This window comes from Tundrisphaera lichenicola, assembly GCF_051175385.1.
Taxonomy (GTDB): domain Bacteria; phylum Planctomycetota; class Planctomycetia; order Isosphaerales; family Isosphaeraceae; genus Tundrisphaera; species Tundrisphaera lichenicola.
In genome coordinates this window covers 4,678,065-4,697,408 of the sequence record NZ_CP195106.1, presented here as the reverse complement: position 1 = coordinate 4,697,408, position 19,344 = coordinate 4,678,065, and the positions used below count along the sequence as shown (strand labels likewise).

Annotated in this window: 13 protein-coding genes; 3 read left to right on the top strand and 10 right to left on the bottom strand. The window is 63.3% G+C overall.

Features of this window, described 5'->3' with window-relative positions:
- Window positions 1-20: 20 nt before the first annotated feature.
- From P12x_RS18460 to amrB, 10 genes are all read right to left on the bottom strand, one after another.
- Window positions 21-1,529, bottom strand: coding sequence for a class II fumarate hydratase (locus P12x_RS18460; protein ID WP_435005989.1), 1,509 nt, complete (start codon window positions 1,527-1,529; stop codon window positions 21-23).
- Window positions 1,530-1,699: 170 nt separating this feature from the next.
- Entirely contained in the window at window positions 1,700-2,488 is a 789-nt protein-coding gene (locus P12x_RS18455) for a UDP-2,3-diacylglucosamine diphosphatase (RefSeq protein WP_435005986.1), read from the bottom strand.
- Between the two features lie 73 nt (window positions 2,489-2,561).
- Window positions 2,562-7,058: a DEAD/DEAH box helicase gene (locus P12x_RS18450; RefSeq protein WP_435005984.1), complete on the bottom strand. Its 4,497-nt coding sequence runs from the start codon at window positions 7,056-7,058 to the stop codon at window positions 2,562-2,564.
- A gap of 148 nt (window positions 7,059-7,206) precedes the next feature.
- Window positions 7,207-7,410, bottom strand: a complete 204-nt coding sequence (locus tag P12x_RS18445) for a hypothetical protein (protein ID WP_435005982.1) — start codon at window positions 7,408-7,410, stop codon at window positions 7,207-7,209.
- Window positions 7,411-7,480: 70 nt separating this feature from the next.
- Complete coding sequence (locus P12x_RS18440) at window positions 7,481-8,827, bottom strand: serine/threonine-protein kinase (RefSeq protein ID WP_435005980.1); 1,347 nt, start codon at window positions 8,825-8,827, stop codon at window positions 7,481-7,483.
- Between the two features lie 158 nt (window positions 8,828-8,985).
- Entirely contained in the window at window positions 8,986-10,098 is a 1,113-nt protein-coding gene (locus tag P12x_RS18435; protein ID WP_435005978.1) for a PP2C family protein-serine/threonine phosphatase, read from the bottom strand.
- Entirely contained in the window at window positions 10,095-10,841 is a 747-nt protein-coding gene (locus tag P12x_RS18430; RefSeq protein WP_435005976.1) for a PIG-L family deacetylase, read from the bottom strand. Before P12x_RS18430 ends, P12x_RS18435 begins: the two co-directional genes overlap by 4 nt.
- A 134-nt stretch (window positions 10,842-10,975) precedes the next feature.
- Window positions 10,976-12,241: a precorrin-6y C5,15-methyltransferase (decarboxylating) subunit CbiE gene (gene cbiE, locus P12x_RS18425; RefSeq protein ID WP_435005974.1), complete on the bottom strand. Its 1,266-nt coding sequence runs from the start codon at window positions 12,239-12,241 to the stop codon at window positions 10,976-10,978.
- A gap of 68 nt (window positions 12,242-12,309) precedes the next feature.
- Window positions 12,310-13,176 carry an alpha/beta fold hydrolase gene (locus P12x_RS18420; RefSeq protein WP_435005972.1) on the bottom strand — a complete coding sequence of 289 codons (867 nt, stop codon included), beginning with the start codon at window positions 13,174-13,176 and terminating at the stop codon, window positions 12,310-12,312.
- Between the two features lie 4 nt (window positions 13,177-13,180).
- Entirely contained in the window at window positions 13,181-14,422 is a 1,242-nt protein-coding gene (amrB, locus tag P12x_RS18415) for an AmmeMemoRadiSam system protein B (protein WP_435005969.1), read from the bottom strand.
- Window positions 14,423-15,227: 805 nt separating this feature from the next.
- On the opposite strand from amrB, the gene P12x_RS18410 reads away from it, so the two are divergent.
- The 3 genes from P12x_RS18410 (at window position 15,228) to P12x_RS18400 (ending at window position 19,204) form a co-directional block, all read left to right on the top strand.
- A complete protein-coding gene (locus P12x_RS18410) occupies window positions 15,228-16,205 on the top strand; it encodes an outer-membrane lipoprotein carrier protein LolA (protein WP_435005967.1) in 978 nt (325 codons plus the stop codon).
- Window positions 16,206-16,461: 256 nt separating this feature from the next.
- Window positions 16,462-18,666: an NfeD family protein gene (locus P12x_RS18405; protein WP_435005965.1), complete on the top strand. Its 2,205-nt coding sequence runs from the start codon at window positions 16,462-16,464 to the stop codon at window positions 18,664-18,666.
- A 40-nt stretch (window positions 18,667-18,706) separates the two neighbouring features.
- Window positions 18,707-19,204, top strand: a complete 498-nt coding sequence (locus P12x_RS18400) for an NfeD family protein (RefSeq protein WP_435005964.1) — start codon at window positions 18,707-18,709, stop codon at window positions 19,202-19,204.
- The last annotated feature ends 140 nt before the right edge of the window (window positions 19,205-19,344 follow it).

Sequence of the window (19,344 nt, the reverse complement as noted above, 5' to 3'; positions counted from 1 at the left end):
TCTCCCTCGGGCATGATCTGTCAACCGCCGCCGCTCCCGCCGACGCCCGTCCCGCGGATCGTCTGGCCGTGAGGCTCGAGCATGGCCTCCACTTCGGCCGCGGAGGGGACCCCCAGTCGATCCAGGAGCGCGGGACGAGCGGAGAGCGCGAGCCCCTCGGCTATCTCCTCAACCGACTTATCGGGAAGGATGTCGAGAGCCACCTGACGGACGTTGACCCCGCCCTGATAGGCCTTCTTGGCCAGGGCAGCGGCCACATCGTAGCCGATCCGGGGGGCTAGCGAGGTGCACATGGCCAGGCTCAGCTCGATCAGATCGCGACAGCGAGTCTCGTCGGCCTCGATGGCCAGGACGCCGAAGACCTTCTTGCCGCTCAGATGCTTCTCGGCATCGACGCACTTCTCCGCCAGGTGCTTGGAGGCCCCGGCCAGGAGGTCGATCGACTGGAGGAGGTTGTAGGCGATGACCGGCATCATCACGTTGAGGTCGAAGTTGGAGCCGAGTGCATTCGCCCAGGCGATCGTCGCGTCGTTCCCGACGACCTGGGCCGCCGCCATCATCACCGCCTCGGGGATGACCGGGTTCACCTTGGCCGGCATGATCGAGCTGCCCGGCTGGAGTTCGGGGATCTTGATCTCCCCGATCCCGCAGCGCGGGCCGGAGGCCAGCCAGCGGATGTTGTTGGCGATGTTCGAGAGGCTCACGGCCACGGTCTTGAGGGCGCCCGAGACTTCGACGGCGGCATCGCGATTGGCCATCGCTTCGAAGCAGTTCGAGGCCGGTCGGAACTCGAGGCCGGTGTCGAGGCCGAGTTGCGAGGCCATTCGCTGGGGGAATTCGGCGTGGGTATTGATCCCGGTCCCCACGGCGGTCCCGCCGATCGCCAGTTCCGCGAGCGAATCGCCGGCCTGGTCGAGCCGGCGGATCCCATGCTCGATCTGAGAGGCATACCCCGAGAATTCCTGACCGAGCCGGATCGGCACGGCGTCCTGGAGGTGAGTCCGGCCGATCTTGACGACGTGATCGAACGCCTGGGCCTTGGCCTCCAGGAGCTTCTGGAGGTTCTCCAGCGTCGGGATCAGCTTCTTGCGGACGCCTTCGAGGGCCGCCACGTGAATGGCGGTGGGGATCACGTCGTTGGACGACTGCCCCATGTTCACGGCGTCATTGGGATGGACCGGGGTCTTCCCTCCACGCTCGCCGGTCAACTTCTCGTTGGCGAGTCCGGCGATGACCTCGTTCGTGTTCATGTTCGTCGAGGTGCCGGAGCCCGTCTGGAAGATGTCGACCACGAACTGGTCGTCGTGCTTCCCGTCGGCGATGGCCTGGGCCGCCTGGACGATCGGGGCCCCGAGATCGGGATTGAGGAGCCCGAGATCCATGTTGACCTGCGCGGCGGCCTTCTTGATCAGGCCCATGGCCCGGATCAGGGCCCGGGGGGCGCGGAGCGGGCTGATCTCGAAGTTCAGCTCGGCTCGACGGGTCTGGGCCCCGTAATAGGCGTCGGACGGGACCTCCATGGGCCCCATCGAATCCTCTTCGGTTCGGAACGGCGACGTGGCCAAGCCTGAATCTCCGACATCAGTAAGGTGAAACTTGCCCGCGATCCACGGAAGCCCGGCGGACCCTTCCAGGAGATTGTAACCGAGGGGGTCCTGTCAACGGAACTTCACGATCCGGTTCGTGCAAGCCACACGCCTCAAGGGCGATGTTCGAGGGCCACCTCGGGGACGGCCTTCTCGGCCTGGTCCGTGGGGAAGCCGGGGGGCGGGAATGTTTCGAGCCGCACCTCGTTCCCGACCACGGCCACGAACGGGCAGGGGGGTGGCTCGATCCAGGTCCCGCTGTTGATATATCGGATTCCGTCCACGTCGGCGGTCAGGGCCAGGTGAGTGTGGCCGCAGGTCACGAACCGATAACCACCACTTTTGGCATACTCGATCGCCCGATACTGAACGAGCTGGCTGTTCCTCTGCCACTTCTTGGTAATCCGGCGAATCCAGCGAGCCGTCCCGTGAGGCGCCCATTTCTGGATTCCGTAGAAGATCGAAACGGCGAAATCGGTCAACAACTTGTAATCGGTGATGAACGTGTCGAACTGGTCGCCGTGCAAGATCAGCAGCTTCACCTGGCCGTTGTCGAAGACATATTCATCCAGGATATCGACCCCCACGATGTGGCTGATGATCTCGGCCGGGCCGTCGTGGTTCCCTCGAATCCAGATCACCCGGAAGTCGTCGCGGTCGGAATTCCGGCGGATCACCTTCAGGCAGGCGAAGTGACGCTTGGTCAGGCGCTTGAAGTTCAGGTCATCGAACACGTCGCCGTTGATCACGAGCACGTCGGTCACGGTCGAGGCCCACTCCAGGAACGATTCCAGGAGCCGGGCCTGGCACATGGGGCTGCCCAGGTGCAGATCGCTGATGACCAGGCAGTCGTAGGGACGCTTCGGGCTATCGAGGGCCTGGACGGGGGAAGGATCGGACATCGGACGAGGTCCCGGCAGGGCATCGACGGGCAGGGGTCAGGTCCAAGCGAAGCGGACAGTTCATCGAATTGTATCACGACTCGGAAGACCAACCCGCGTAAAACGCCATCCCGGGGAAGTCTCGGACGAAACCGACCTCGGTGAGCCAGGGAACCGCGGGACTGGAGAGGGTCGCGGCGGTGTTGTACGACTCGACCTTGAGGACTCGTCGCGTCGGACCGGCCAGGGTCGGCAAGAGCGCAATGGCTGACTTCAGATCGAGTTCCGAAGCAGAGGCCAGTCCGGTGAGGCGACGACCATGTCCCTCGATGATCAAGACGGGGCGGCCCGTGATCAGTACGAGAAAGTTCGATGAATTCCGGGCGAGTCTCGCGGTGCCACCCTCCAGCAGGGGAATATCCAGGGGAGCGCCCGCCCCGTAGAGGTTGGCCGGATCGAGGGTCGAGAGCAGGACGGGAACCCCTTCCGACACACTCCGCGACGAGGATCGGGCCAGTTCCTCGACGACTTCGGGGATCGTGTACTGCACGCCCGAGAGTCCCTCCACGAAGTATCCCCGGCGGAGTTCCCCTCTCAATTCGGAGCGGGCTAGCCAGGGGGCGAGGTCCCGCCAGGGAGGGGCCCAGGGGTCGAGTTCCACCGTCTCCCGGGCCAGGATCCCGTAACGCTCGATCAGTGCCCAAGCCCAGGCCAGTGCCGAGCCTTCCGGGTCGTCCGATGGGCTTGCCGAGAGGATCGACCAGCGCCCCTCGGGACGCCTCGAAGCGCCCCGACGGATCGAGGCCCGACCCGGCTTCGACCGGCTCGAAGCGGCCGAGAGCGCCTCGGCCATCGCCTGACCTCCGGGCCTGAGCGGGTCGAACCGGTCATTCGTGACCATCCCCCGACGCAAGAGCGATTCGAGTTCCGACCGGACCGCCAGGGGACCCAGGCCGGTCACTCGGGCCATGTCGGCCACGAAGCTCGCCCCTCGACGAGTGAGGTGATCCAAAACGAGGATTGAATGCGCCCCGGACTCGGCAGATTCCTCGCGGGTGGGCCAGGTGCCGGCGAAATCCCTCGGGACGAAGGCGACCCGGGGATCGCCCCGGCCATCGGCCTCGGCTCGCCAGGTCCACTCGCCCGAGCCGAGCGTCTCGTCCAGCCAGGCGGGGCGATAATCCTTCACGCGTCTGGGCAGGATTTCGGTTTCCCAGAGTCCGGCCGACCCCGCGAATCCTTGAAGCTGCTCGATAACCAGTGATACCGCCAGAGGTCCCTCGCGACGGGTCTCCGGGTGGACCTGCTGCCGGCGAACGACGAAATCCGCGAACGCTTCCGGTGCGATCGCCACACTCTCTCGCCTCCGGATCGCGATCGAGAGCCGACGGACCTCCTCCAGATTCTGCCGGTCGGCCCATCGAGGCGACTCGGACCCTCCGACCGGGTCGAGCCGGATCAGGCTCCCTTCGTCGGCGAACCGTTCCAGGAGATCCGTCGCCAGGGCCGGTCCGATCGGATAACGCGCCGTCAGTTGGTCGAGGCCGATCAGGGCATGAGTCCTGAGGAATCGCCGGACGATCCGGGAGATGGCGTCGTTACGAGTCTCTTCCAGATCCCGATTGCTGACAACGAGCGAATCGCGAACATCGGGCTTTCGTGCCGGATCAGGAGAGGATCTCTTCCCCCGCCCGGCTCGGCTCGAGGGTGGTTGATACTCGGCGAAGGCCAGATCGTAGAGCGCCCGGTCTTCGTCACCGATCCAGCGAGAGGGATCCGCAGTTCCCTCGATCTCGATCCGGAATGCCCTCCCCTGAGCCCGGAGTTCCTCGAAGAACCCCGCCATCGGGCCGTTCAACTCATCGGCTGTGAGATCGCCGAGACGACGCAAGGCTTCGGCCATCTCCTCGATGGATCGAGGGGGGCGGCCTGCCCCTCGGAGACTGGCCTCGACCCGTCCGATCGCGGCCGGTTCGAGGAGTGAGTCGAGCAGGCCAGGATCGATCGGATCTCCCCCCGAGGCGGGGGCCCGCTGGGGTTCGTCCCACTGGTACAAGAACGACTGGGTAAACTTGAAGATCAGGTCATTGGCGAATGGCGAGGGTATTTCCCCCTCCCGCGTGACCACCCGAATCTTTCCGGACGCGATCTCGTCGAGGAAGATTCGGAGACTGGGCAGATCCAGATCGTCCACCAGGCACTCGCGGTACGTCTCAACAACGATGGGGAAATCGGGCATCTTCCGGACGACCTGGAGCAGATCCTTGGCCCGGAGCCGCTGGAGCCAGAGCGGGGTCCGCTTCGACGGGTCGGGCCGCGGCATCAGCAAGGCACGGCCGGCATTCTGCCGAAACCGGAGTCCGAACAGGGCGCTGTCGCCGAGTTCGGCACGGATCAATTCATCAGCCAGGGTCGAAGTCAGTCCGAGGAAGAGGTCGAGGGGAGGGTTCTCGGTCCTGGGCAATCGGATCAAGAGGCCGTCGTCGGCGTGGAGGCAGGCCGGGGTCACGCCGAGTCGTTGTCGAAGTCGCCCCTGCAAGGCCAGCTTGAGGGCCTGGTGAAGCTTGCCGCCCATCGGCGAGAGGACGGCTAGCCCAACCTCTCCGGCGGGATCGCGAAACGTCTCGACGATCACCGTCCGGTCGTCGGGGATGGCCCCGGCGACCCGGATTTGCCGGGCGACGTGGTCCCTGAGGGTCGAGGCCGCCGAGGGTTCCAGGCAACATTCCTCCTGGAGCCATACCAGAGCCTGGGGATCGTCCCGACGCTCGGCGATCTCCCGGCAAAGCGCCCCAATCTTCTTGCCAAGTTCCAGAGTCCGGGAGATCCCTTCTCCCCGCCAGAAGGGCATCACGGCGGCCTGGCCCACGGCCCGGGAAACGACGACCTTGTGCGCCTCGATCGCGTCGATCTTCCAGGTCGAGGTGCCCAGCACGAAGGTCTCGCCGACTCTTCGTTCCAGGACGAATTCCTCGTCGAGTTCGCCAAGCCTGGGCCCGCCCTCGCCTAGAAAGAGGGGATACTGGCCGGTGTCGGGGATCGTCCCGCCTCCTGTGATCGCCAGCCGACTCGTCCCGGGCAGGGGATGCAGACGGTTCCGGACCCGGTCCCAGCTAACCCTGGCCTGGAGGTCGCGGAAGGTGGCGGTCGGGAATCGCCCGGAAACCAGTCTCAGGACCCCTTCGAATGCCTCGGCGGACAGGTCTCGATAAGGATAGGCGCATCGGACCCGGTCATAAAGCGCCGAGACATCCCAGTTGTCGATCGCCACGGCGGCCACAACCTGCTGGGCCAGGATATCCAGACAATTGGTGGGTACACGGAGCGTCTCGACCTCGTTGGCGATCATGGCCCGGGCCATCGCGGCGGATTCGAGGAGGTCGGCGGTCGTCCGGGCGATCATGCGGCCCTTGCTGACGCGGCCGACCACGTGACCGGCCCGGCCCACTCGCTGGAGACCCCGTGCGACTCCGCCGGGAGATCCGACCTGACAGACCAGGTCGACCGCCCCCATGTCGATCCCGAGTTCGAGAGAGGCCGTCGCGATCACGCTGGGCAGATCGCCCCGCTTCAGGGCCTCCTCGGTCTCCCTCCGCTCCTCCTGGCTCAGGCTCCCGTGATGGGCCTTAGCGACGACGACCGGAGGGAGGTCCGGATCGACTTCGACGGGATGGTCGGCCCCGGCCAACTCATTCAGGTGGTTGGTCAGACGCTCGACGACTCGCCGGTTATTGGCGAAAACGATCGTGGAGTGATGCTCGCGGATCAGGTCCAGCAATCGACGCTCGATCTCGGGCCAAATCGACCCCTCGGGTTGCGGCCGGGAACGATCGAACGGTGCGATCACCCGGAGGTCGAGATCTTTCCTCCGGCCGGCATCCACAATCGAGACCGGCCTCGGCTCGAAACGGCTTGGTCCCTCGCCCTCGATCCGCCGGAGACCGCCCAGGTAGCCGGCCACCTCCTCCAGGGGACGTTGGGTGGCCGAGAGTCCTACTCGAACAAACCCACCCGGATTAATCGCTTCAAGCCGCTCCAGCAGGAGGGCCAGAAAAACTCCTCGCTTGTTCGGGCAGAGGGCGTGGATCTCGTCGATGATCACGTGAGAGAGCGAGCCCAAATTCTCTCGTGCCTTACTAGTGAGCAGAAGGTGCAAGGATTCGGGCGTCGTGATGAGAACATCGGGCGGTTTCCGGAGCATTCGCTGACGATCGGAAGTTGGGGTATCGCCGGTCCGGACCGCGACCGTCAATGGGGGAAGGGAAGAGCCCCGTGTTTCCGCCTCGGCGATGATCCCATCCAGCGGAACCTGGAGATTCCGGTAGATATCATTATTCAGCGCCTTCAGCGGCGAGATGTAGAGGATCCGGACGCCTTTGGATTGTCTCGGGACTCGCCAGAGATGATCGAGGCAGGCCAGAAAGGCCGCGAGAGTCTTGCCCGAGCCCGTCGGGGCGAAAAGCAAGGTATGGCGACCGGCAGCGATCTCGGGCCAGCCGAGACGTTGAGGGGGAGTGGGGCGTCCGAAATTTTCCCGGAACCATCCCGCGACCGCCGGCAGGAGCAACTCAAGCCCGTCGGGATCGCTCATCGTCGAGATTGGTCCATCCTTCGCTCACCAAATTGGTGAAAGAGGATGTCATTTTTGCAATTGAAGGGAGTATTCCGCAAGAGGTAATCTGAACAGATGTTTGGGAGGGTAGGTAAATGGAGTTCGAAGGGCGGGACGAGTCGTAAGCTCAAGCCGGCTCGGTCAGCTCACGATCGATCAATTTCCGCAGGATTTGCCCCACGGTTTCCTGACGTTCCTTGGCAAGCTTCATCAATGCGTCTGCCCGATTACTGGGCAATAACAAGCCTATCTCGACGACGCCATCGGACGACATGGCGGCCGATTTGGCCATGAACCCACCCATTAGCGAGGCGACTCCGTTGGTATTCATCGACCCTCCCGCGTAACCCCAGAGGTTTTGATTCAATCACGCACAATCCTTGTGCAATTTGCAGACCAAATCACGATCGCCACATTAAAATAGCGATGAGCACAATCACGAGAGCACCAAGAACCAGGGCTCCGGCGACGAATCGGATCAGCCAGGCGGTTTCGTCCAGGGGCTGCGAGGCGGCCCGCGATGGGTACCGCGGAACGACGACGGCCGGTCGAGGGGGCGGGGGAGGTCGATGCATCGGGGCGGCCTCGGCCTCGGCGGAACCGAGGTCGCGGAGCGAGGTCCCTTCGTCATCCCCCAGGAGCCGGAGATCGTCATCGTCGAGGACGGGTGGAGGAGGTCGGAAAGCTCGGGCCGCATCGGCCTCGGAGCCCAGGATCGAATGTACGACCGCCGGATCGGCCCATCTAGCCAGGTCGGCTCTCAACTCACCGGCGTCCTGGTATCGATCCTCGGGCTGTTTGGCCATCAGTTTCCGGACGATCGCCGCGAACGCCGAGGGTACTCCGCGAGCCACCCGTTCGAGCGGTTCGGGATCGTCCATCCTCTGCTTGAAAATCTTGTTCACGACATCGCCACCCTCGAACGGGGGGCGGCCCGAGAGGGCAAAATAGAGGGTGCATCCCAGGCTGTACAGATCACTCCTTCGATCTGCCTGCGAGGCATTCCCAAGTTGTTCGGGGCTGGCGTAGTCCAGGGTCCCCAGGACGGTGTTATGTCCGGTCAGGGGGCTGACCTCGTCGGTGGACCGGGCCAGGCCGAGATCGAGGACGCGGGCATCTCCCTCGGGCGTCACCATCAGGTTCGAGGGCTTGATGTCTCGATGGACCAGCCCCGCGTTGTGGGCCGCCTCCAGGCCATCGACCACCTTGAGGAAGAATCGCGCGGCGTCGGGGACCCGGAGAGGCCCGCCCCTGGGATGCTTGACGAGTTGATAGAGGGTCTCGCCGGGGACGTATTCCAGGACCATGAAATGAACGTCGCCCGCCTGCCCAACGTCGAGGGTCCGGGCCAGGTTCGGGTGCTGGACGCGCCTCGATAATTCCATCTCTCGCCGAAATCGAGAGAGGGATTGCTCGTTATCGGAAGCCTTGCTCGGGGGCAACACCTTGATCGCGACACGGAGGCCGTCTTTTTGATTGGCAGCGAGATAGACCTTGCCCATCCCCCCTTCGCCTAGTGGCCGGAGGATCCGATAATCGGCCAGGACGAAACCCCGAGTTGCCCCACTCAGGATCTTCTTGGCCTGATACGAGGTAAGTTGACCCTGCTGGATCAGGAGCCGGGCCATCCGAGCGGCCGCATCGGAGTCGGGACCGTCGGAGAGCTGGCTTCGAGCCCGCTCGACCGCGGCGGGTGAGACCAGCCCGCTCCGGGCCAGGTTCGCGACAAATTGGTCAAGCCGAGCCATTCCCGCGAGCCTCAGTCTTCGGCGGGATGGGCCACCGGACCCCGGGACCTTCCCGCTCGACGTTCCATCAACACCATCTACGGATAAATCGCGGGACCCGTGTGGTGATAGGTTTACCGAGGCCGTATCGAGTCGGCACGGGGCGACCGACCTTACATTCAGACGACGTGGATGACCAGGCAGGTGACATTGTCTTTGGAGTGATTATCCAGGGCCTGCTGCATCAATGTACGGGCGGCAACTTGCGGGTCGTCGGTCCGGGTGATGACCTCGGCGATCTGGGAGTCGGTGACCACGCCCGTCAATCCGTCGGACGCGAGGAGAAACCGATCTCCTCTGAGAACTTCGGTCGACTGGACTTCTTCGGGCCCGCTCCGGGCGTCCTTGCTCCCGAGGTACAGGTATAAGACATGGTTAAACTTATGGTGGGGCAATTCTTCGGCGGTGATGGTCCCGGCTTCCAGGAGCGCCTGGGCGAGCGAATGGTCCTTGGTCAGTTGCTCGATCTGGCCGCCCCGGACCCGATAGACTCTCGAGTCGCCGATCCCCGCGACATGGACGCGGTTGCCTCGGAAGAGCATGAGGACGACGGTCGTCCCCATGTTGTTGAATTCGGTCTGGATGACCGAGAGGCCGAGAATCTCCTGGTTGGCGGCGGCCACAGCCTCCTTGATCGCGCGCTGGACATCGCGATCTTCGGCGTCGCCTGGTCCAATCCTCCGCGAGATCTCATTCGGGATGATGTCGACCGCCATCTGGCTGGCCTTCTCGCCGGCGAGCTGGCCTCCCATCCCATCGGCGACCACGAAGATATTCTGCGACCCGGCATCGATGGGAACTTCCAGGCTAGCGTCACGATGGCCGATGCCGCCCCCCATCGTCTTGCCCCCCAGGGATGGGAGGTAGAAGTTGTCTTCGTTGTGTTCTCGATAGTTGCCGACGGTCGAGACCACGCCCACCTTGAGTCTCGTGGAACCTTGGGAGGCGGCGGCTCCGGTCGACGAGTCTCCCGTCACGGGCGACGACGTCTCGGATTTCTCGGTCTGGCCGATGAGCCCCCGCCAGAGGCTCCCCCAGAAGTTTCGCCAGGACGATTGAGTCGCCACTTCGCCCGCCTTTTCTGCAACCGCAGGACCTCGGGGCCTCATCGCCCCCTGAGCACCTCGCTCACGATCGGCCGGCAACGAGGCCTGGTTGGGCTGCCTTCCCCCGAGGACGGCCGGCCGGGTCTCGCCGTGGGACTGCCCACCGGGGCCGTCGTGGTCGCTCATGGTCGTGGTTGTCCAGGGCATGCCCAACGCATCAGATCCATCACGCCGATGGATCGGTAAGTCATGAACAACTCGCCCGCCTCGAAACCCGCCGTAAGTCCGTGATACCGGTTCATCGTCTCAATTGCGCTAAAAATCCCCGCCTTCTTGGCCGGGAACTGGGTCGAATAGCAGCGGACCGACTCGACTTTCGCGGCCAGGGTCTCGCCGATATCGACGATGATCGTCCCGGCCGATTCGGGCGTCTCCAAGGAATGAAGGCCGATATGAAACGCGAACTGGGCGGAGACGGTATGAACCGGAAGGCCGTCGAAATATTCGTCCCACTTGGTCAGCCTGCTGTAGAAGACGGCCGCGTCGGTGATCAGCATCGACTGGTAGTGATCGGGCGATGCCAGGATCGTCTTCCCCCCCCATCCCAGGACGATCTTCGGCCGATGACGACGGAAGACCTTGGCGAGCGCCACTCGTGATTCGAAATCATCGAAAAGTCGTCGATTGGGCAGGTTCAGATTGATCCGGACATGCACGCCCAGGGCCTCTCCCGCCCGCCGGGCCTCCTCCAACCGAACGTCAGGGCCGGGCGAAAGCGGGGTCGGCTCGCCATCGGTCAGGTCAACGATTCCGACTTTGTATCCTTGACGGACCAATTTGGCCAAGGTCCCACCGCAAGCGATCTCGACATCATCGGGATGCGCCCCGACTGCGATCACGTCGAGCTCGATATCGCCCTCCTCGACCATGATCTTCCTCTCGCCGAATCGACCGATATCCCTGGCCCAGTTTCATAGTATAGCTCGGCCCCGGCAGATCAACAGGCCGAGTTGGGGATTCGATCGAGGCCGACGGACTCGGTTCGATCTGCCCGCCGGGAAAATCAGTCGCCGCCTTCCGTGCCCTTGGTGACGGCCAGGAGAAAGGTGGGGTTCACCGCTTCGAACCGGACTCGATCCATCTGCTCGATCGCTCGCGAGACCGAGACATTCCAGATTTGCACCTCTCCGGCCAGCGCCTTGAGTGTCTTCTGGGCCGTGGCCAGGCCGTCGATCGTCACGACGTTCACCGCGAGCCGTCCTCCCGGGCCAAGCCGCTCGAACGCCGCTGTCAGGACGGTGTCCACCTGTCGGCCGGTCCCCCCCACGAACACCGCATCGGGGTCGGGCAAGTTGGCGAGGATCTCGGGAGCCCGACCAGCAATCGGCCGGACATTGGGAACTCCGAACGCCTCCGCATTGGACTGGATCAGGGCCAGATCGCCCGCCTCGGGCTCCACGGCGTAAACCATTCCCTGACTGGCGAGTTGCGCCGCCTCTATGGCCACCGATCCCGACCCGGCACCGATATCCCAGACCACGCTCGTCGGTCGGATATCAAGCTGGGCCAGCGCGATCGAACGGACCTCGGCCTGGGTGATCAATCCTCGCTTCGGCTGACTCTGGGCGAACAGATAATCCGGATTGCCGAAAAGCCGGTAGCGTCCGGCCCCCTTGGCCCGATCGGGCCGGTCGGGTTTCCGGACCAGGATCAGGACGTTCAGCGGGTCGAAATCGAGCCCGGCCAGGTCGGACATCTCTCCCTGGGTCACGCGCTCGTCGGGCGACCCGAGGTTCTCGCAGACGTAGGCCTTGAAGTAGTCGATCCCTCGATCGAGCAGGTCGCGGAAGATCCGCGATGGGGGATGTTCGTCGCTGGAGAAGAGCCCGACCTTCTCGGCGGTCCGGACCCGGTCGACGATCGCTTCGAAGGGGCGGCCCGCCAGGCTGGTGAGATAGGCGTCATCCCAGCTTTCCTTCACCCGAGCGAACGCCAGTTGCATGCTGCTGACGTGAGGGATGACCTCGAATTGCTCTTTCCCGAGCCGGTCGCAGAGGTAGCGAGCCACCCCGTAGAAGAGGGGATCTCCGCCGCTGACCAGGACGGGCCGGGCCGAATTCAGGGCCGCGCGAACCTGCCGGAGCGCCTCGGGCATCTCGGGGTCCAGCGGGACCTTGCGTCCCACCGCCCCCTCCACCAACGAAAGTGTCGAGGGGGCTCCGAGGATCAAGTCCGCCTCCTGGACGATCCTCCGAGCCGGCTCGGTCAAGCCGGCCATCCCGTCGTCGCCGATCCCCACAATGACCAGCTTGCCGCCAGATTCGCCCACGATGGATTCCCTTGCCCAGATCATCTCCGAATCAATGGAACCATTCTAACGGCGACATGCCGGCCACGTCACGTCTTGTTTGCTCGACCGAACGCGAGGAAATCGCCCACCATCTCGGCCAATTCCTCCGGGTGGGTGTAGTGCGGCTGATGGCCGACGCCGGGCATCATGATGCCGGTCGAATGTCGGAGACCCTTCCGAAGTTCGTCGAAATGCGATGTTGGTACGATCCTGTCCGCCGATCCATGGATCAACAAGATCCGGGTCGAGATCTCGCCGAGCATCGGCCGAAGGTCAAGCTCCCGGAGCAGGTCGAGCCGATGCACGAGCCCGACGATCGGGGTCAGCCCATTCTGCTCGATGTAGACATCCCAGAGCTCGGGCCGATCGTCCGGGAAGGTGGAGCGAGTCTTCCGGGCCAGGCTGAAGGAATGGAACGGAAGGGTCGAGGTCGTCCCGGGGATCCGTCGCCCCAGGGCTAGCGCGACACGCTCCATCAGTCCGAGCGGCCTCCGGGCAAATCCTCCCTGGAGAGCGGCCCGCGAGAACCGTCGCCCCTGTCGATGTAAGGCTTTCAGGACGATAGTCGAGCCGAAGGAGAGGCCGAACAACGAAGGACGCCTCATCTCCAGGTGGTCGGCCAGCGCGAATAGATCGTCCACGAGATCGTCGTGGGTGATCCGACCGAGTTGGGCCTGATCGTCCGGTTGATCGCCCGGATAATCGAACTGCACGGTCTGGAATCGTCGGGAAAGTCGGTTGAGCGTGGGAGCATAAGCGTGATAGGTCGAGGCGAGGCCAGGGACCAGGATCAATGGGCGACCCTGACCGAGGGTCCGATAGGTCATCCGATGCCTCGATCCGTCGAGAATCCCGACCACCGCTTGACGGTCGTATTCGGCCACCTCGGCTCGGAAATCGATGGAAGCGGACAAGCGATCAGACCTCGTCGTCATAGGCCACACTGGCGAAGCTGACGCAACAGGTTCGGGCGGGGTCGATCGACTGCTCGTAGCGGAGAAATCTCCCTCGGCAGGGCCCGATCGCCTGGAGCATCGTGTAAGTTGCGGCCAGACCGCAGACCCGCCAACGATTGCCGATCGCGGCCGCCTTGCGAAACCAGCCGGGTGCATCGAGCCGTGTGGCATGATCGAGCATCATTCGATCGAAGCTCTCGACGCTCGCGAGGGTCGAATCATCGACTGGTCCACGGTCTCCGAACTCGGGTCCGACGTGGCACAGGTCGATCGCGCCGACGAATACGACTCTTCGAGCCGGTGACGCCCCGACCAGGCGGAGGGCCTCGATCATCCTGGCCACCTCGGGGTCGTCCATCGGCTCGGACCCCGACTCCATCAGGTCGTGGAACGAGCCGACCAGGATCGGCACGATCGTGAAGTCTCGACGATCACCCAGCAGGAAACGAAGGAAGACGGCCTGGAACTCGATCGAATGCTCGGTCCGATGGGCCAACTCATCCTCGAAGAAGTGCGATCCGGCCGTTTCGGCGATTCGATCAACCAACTCACGGTTGGTCGGGACCAGTCCCAGAGGCGTCTGGAAATCCTTGCGAGTCAGGGCAAAACGATGGCGGCAGGGCTGATGGGCCACTCCGAGAATCACGAAGATATCGGCTCCCGAGCGCTCGATCAGCTCGCGATAAGCCCAGGTATAGACTGATCCTCCTCGTCCGAAGTCGATATGCGGGCAGAGGATACCCCGAAGCCGACCCGGCCCGTCCTCGACCCGCTGAGAAGGGAGGCCCGCCGCGTCCGGGTGTTGGAAGATCCGGGTCAGCTGGGCTCGAAGTGTTGCGGGATCGGCAGCGTAAGAGTGGCCGTCGTGCGCGGAGAAGCGAACGACTTGCTCGGCATACGTCCGACGGTAAGCGGCGAAGTTCGGACCGTCCAGCAGCATCGCCCGATCGAGGCTTTCGACCAGACCGAGTAAATCCTGAGTCGAGGTTCTCTGGCCGGTTTCTCGGTAAACACGCGAGGCGATCTCGTCGAGATTCGAACTGCCATCGAATCGACGAATGAATCGCAGATAGCAGTCCAGCGGAATCGAGATCGGGCCGGGAGCCAGATCCATCGGGTCTTCAAGGACCACGAAAGACTCACCGAACTTATCGACCCGTCGGGCCGACAAGGGGCGGAGCCGTGGCCGATCAAAGACATCCATCCTCGGGCCTCGACGATCCGGGGCAAACCGAAGAGCCGCGTACGCGGCCCCAGGCATTACCGTATTGTCGATCGACCGAGAACCGCCGTCAATCCATGCGTCTTGGGCCCCGAGGCCCCGAGGCAATCAACGGGAGGGCCCATTCGGGGGGAGCGGCTTCGCGAGGGGGCTGGGGCTTCGATCGCATGGGAAATGCCTCTCGAATTGACCAGGACCGATTAGTTATCTCATCGGATCTAGACACCGCTCGAGCACATCCGGTTCAGGATGCAAATGTCGTTCCGGACTCAAAACCGACCTCCGTGATTCTGCTTTCCCCTCGTTATGCAGCACTTTAATGGGAATCAAGGCGAAACACGGGTCTCCCACCGGACCTCAGTTTTTCTTATCGAAATGCCACGAACGCGGGCGACTCCGGCCTCGCTCTCGTGCAGTCGGAACAGGAGTTAATTTCGCACAAGACACAAGAATTACACGTCGCACCAAGCACTCATCCATACTACGTGGTTGGTTGCCAGATCGGGACATCATCCGTCTCGATTTCCGAGAAAAGAAAACTCGGGCCTGTGATGTCCGAGCGGTCTCGTCATCGTGAGGTGGAGTAAGAGAAGGCGACTTGTTCGCGATTTCACGGACAGGTGTACATCCGACATCAAGAACCCTGGAATCCGAGTTCCCCCCTTCGACCGGCTGGGGTGGTCGACTTGAATCTTGTTTGGTAATGTCCCGAGCGATGGCCGGATCGCCCCCTCGGGTTCGGGTGGAGCGGCCCAGGATTTCGGCGCAATCAAGGAGGAAAACGCCCGTGCGAACGCTCATCATCTCGACAATAACACTCGCGATCGGAAGCTGGGTTGCCGGGACCGCGACTGGGCAAGCCGTGGCTCCCGCCCCGAACCAGTCGACCGCGCCAGTTCCAGCACCGGTCGACAATCAGGTCGTCAAGGCCCAGCAGGCCGAGGACGACCCTGCCCAGAAGGCCTTGCAGGCCCAGCGGGATCTGAACGCTCTGCTCGTCAACTGGGAAAATCAGAGCAAGAAGATCACCTCGCTCGACGTGGTGTTCGACCGGATCGACAAGCTGGGCCCGGCCTGGCGTGACGACTATTACCGGGGCCAGGCCCTTCTCCAGAGTCCGGATCTGGCCTGCCTGGAATTCAAGAAGTACGTGGTCGACGCGGAAGGCAAGCCCGTGCAACCCTTGAAGCTGGAGGCACACCCCGAGGAGCGGATCGTTTGCACCGGGACGGATGTCCTTCAATATCAGTATGACGAGAAAGTGGTCTACGTATTCCCGCTGGATAAGCAAGTCCGACAGAAAGCCCTCCAGCAAGGCCCGCTCCCCTTCCTGTTCAACATGAAAGCCTCCGAGGTCAAGGCTCGGTACCGTCTGGTCCTGATGGGGCAGGACGCGAAGGAATATTTGATCGAGATCAAGCCGAAGGAAGAGATCGACCAGCAGAGCTTCAAGACGGCCTACCTCTGGCTGGACAAGAAGCGCTTCTTCCCGAACAAGCTCCGGCTGATCCCGGTCGGCGAGAAAGAGGAGCAGAACTTCATCATCGGGCGGGTCAAGGCCAACGAGAAGATCGATCCCGCCTTGTTCGCGGCGGCGCGATTTGCGGGTTGGAAAGTGATCAACAACCCCGGCGGCGACGGCCAGAAAGCCCAGAGCCCGGCCCCCAAGGCCGGTGCCACCCCCGGCCGGGCCGCTCAGGGACAGGCCCAGCCGGCTCAGCGAGTCCGGCAGCCGGCCATGCGACCGGGCATTGCCCCTCGATAGTCGAAGCTCCCTCCTACAGACGCCTTCAAGACGGCCACGCCCGCCCGATCTCCCTCAGTTTGACGGAGGTCTGGGGCGGGCTTATAATCGTCGAGCGGGGACGGCTCCCGACGGAACAAGCCGTCCTCTGCCCGACCCCCGGCACCGCCCTCCGGGGCCTTGCCACGGCCGGCCGCCTTGAACCCTCCGCCCGGGTCGATCTTGTCGACCTCGGCCTCGCGGAGACACCGGCTGATCGTCGGAGGGAGTCCATCTAATGCTGATCGGATCGAATCCCGCGCGATTGCTCATTGCGGCCTCGACTTTGATAGCGGGCCTCGGCTTCGTAACTATTTCAACCGCTACTGCCCAGGTCGTGCCCGAGCCCAACCCCGGTCAGTTCTTCCTGATCGAGGAGCCAATCGATAGCGACGCTTTCGAGCGGATTAAACTCGCCACCAAGCAGATCATCGCCCGATCGATCGCCCAGAAAACCGCCCGTCCCATACTCATCTTCGAGATCCGGCCCGGCCGAAGTCTTCCCGGCTCCAGCGGATTCGGAACCTCGTTCGAACTGGCCAACTACCTCTCGACCGAGTTGGCCGGGGCCAGATTAACGGTCGCGTACGTCCCCGAGCCGCTCCAGGGCTATGCGGTCCTGCCCGCCCTGGCCTGCGATGAAATCGTGATGGGTCCGAACGCCTCGATTGGACCGATCACGCCGAAGGGCCAAGAGGTCAAGGCGGACTACCGAGAGCCAATCCGCCTGCTCGCCCGCCGGAAGGGGCGCGATCCGGACCTCTATGCCGGGCTGCTCGACACCAATGCCGATCTCAAGGTCGTCCAAACTGCCGACCGCCAGGTGCATTATGTTCTCCCCGAATCGCTCCCGGAGTTTCTCAAGACCAACCAGGTTGCCGATCAGGACATAAAGGATGCCTGGGAAGGTGGGAGTCGCGGGGAAATAACGGCTCGGCGGGCCCGCGAAGAAGGCTTCTCCAAGCTGACCGCCGACAACCGCGCCGAGATTGCCAACGTCTATCATCTTGGGACCCGGGCCCTGGCCGATGACCCGACCCTACTTCAGGAACCCCGGCCTGTCTGGATCCAGATCGATGGCCGGATCGATCCGATCAAGGAGGCTTATCTCCGCAGGAGGGTCGAGCAGGCCCGTCGGGAAGGCGTGAATCTCGTCTTCTTCCAGATCAATAGCCAGGGCGGACTGAATACCTCGGCCAATAACGTGGCGACCTTGATCGCCGACATCCAGGACATGAAGACGATCGCGTTTGTCGATGACCGGGCCACGGGGGTCTCGGCCCTGATCGCCCTGGCTTGCGACGAGATTGTCTTCCGGCGAGGGAGCCAGATGGGGGGCGTCCGGCAATTGATCACCGGGCGGAATGATCAGGTCCAGGATCTGACCGAGGGCCAGATCGATAGCTTGACCAAGCGAGCGGAGGGGCTGGCGACTCAGAAAGGCCACCCGTCCGCCGTGGCCCACGCCATGGTCGATAGCAATGCCCGGATCGTCCAGGCCACCGATTCTCGGAGTGGCGCCGCGGTCCTCGTCCTGGAAGCCGAAGCTTCGGCCGACCCGATACGCTACCTGAACCCATCCACGGTCAAGGAACCCGGCGAGGTCCTGGTCGTCCGATCGGGCGAGGCCGGGACATTCGGCCTGGGAGAAGAGGTGGAGGATGTCGAAGGTTTCAAGGCACTTTACGGACTCAGGGGCAAGACGATCCGGGTGGATGGCCCTACCTGGGTTGATGGCCTGGTCACCACCCTGAACGATCCATTCGTGAGCTGGGTGATCCTGTTCGTCGGAGTATTCATGCTGATCCTCGAGATCAAGATGCCGGGTGTCGGACTGCCGGCGGTGATCTCGGCCCTGGCTTTCCTCCTCTTCTTCTGGAGCCGTTATCTGAGCGGTACGGCCGACCAGCTGGAGATCCTCCTCTTTCTGGTCGGGCTGATCTGCCTGGGTCTGGAATTGTTCGTCTTCCCAGGCTTCGGCGTGTTCGGGCTCAGTGGATTCACCCTGGTCGTTACCAGCATTGTGATGGCCAGTCACACCTTCATCTGGCCGACCCAGGAATATGAATATCGCCAGATGGCCGGCACTCTCTTCCAGGTCGTCGCCGTGATGGTCGGGGTCGGGGTCGGGGCGGCCCTCGTGGGCAAATACATCCCCTCGCTGCCGATATTCAACCGGATGGTCCTCAAGCCCGAAACCTATAACGGTTCCGAACTCGACGATCCGATGGTCAAGCCTCCGACGACCGAGGCTTATGAATCCCTGGCTTTCTTGATGGGGGAGACCGGGCGGTCGACCACCGTCCTTAGGCCCACCGGAAAGGCCCGGTTCGGGAATCTCCTGGTCGAGGTCCTGGCCGACGGCTATTACATCGAGCGGGATACCTTGATCGAGGTCGTCGATGTCCAGGGGATGAAGGTGATCGTCAAGCCGGTGGCCTGAACTCGGAAGGACCGCGAACGACGGCGAGGCTCCAACTTCCATGATCTCGACGACAATCTGCGTGATCGTCCTGGTCATCGGCCTTTTACTACTGGTCGCCGAGGTGTTCCTCCCGACGGCGGGTCTGCTGATCCTGCCCGCATCCGGCCTGCTCGGCTTCTGCCTCTATGCCGCGTATTCGCGATCGGCCGAGCTAGGCCATCAATTCCTCGTGGCAGAGGCGGTCCTCGTCCCTTCGATTCTGGCCATTTCCCTCTGGGCCTTCTCGAGCCTGATGAGGCGGCCACCCCTGGACGAGGATTCGGAACTGGATCGCGATGCCCGCGATCTTGGTCGATTGATCGGATGCCCCGGTCTGGCCGTGACTCCACTCCGTCCGTCCGGCAAGGTCGAATTCGAGGGTAGGCGTCTCGAAGGTCTTGCGGAACAGGGCCTGATCCCGACCGGTTCGACAGTCCTTGCCATTCAAGTCCGATCGGGCCGGCTAATCGTCCGCGAGGCTCCTCAAGCTTCGATTTCCGATGAAGCTGAAGGCTGATCTCACGGGCTGTCGGCGCTCCCTCGCTTCGCGTCGGACATTGCCCTAAGATAGAGGGAACTCGTTGATTATGGGGCCAGCCGCTCAGCAAGGCGGGGGCCTCCCCGTCCGCGATCCGGGCGTATAGAGCAACCAGGTGT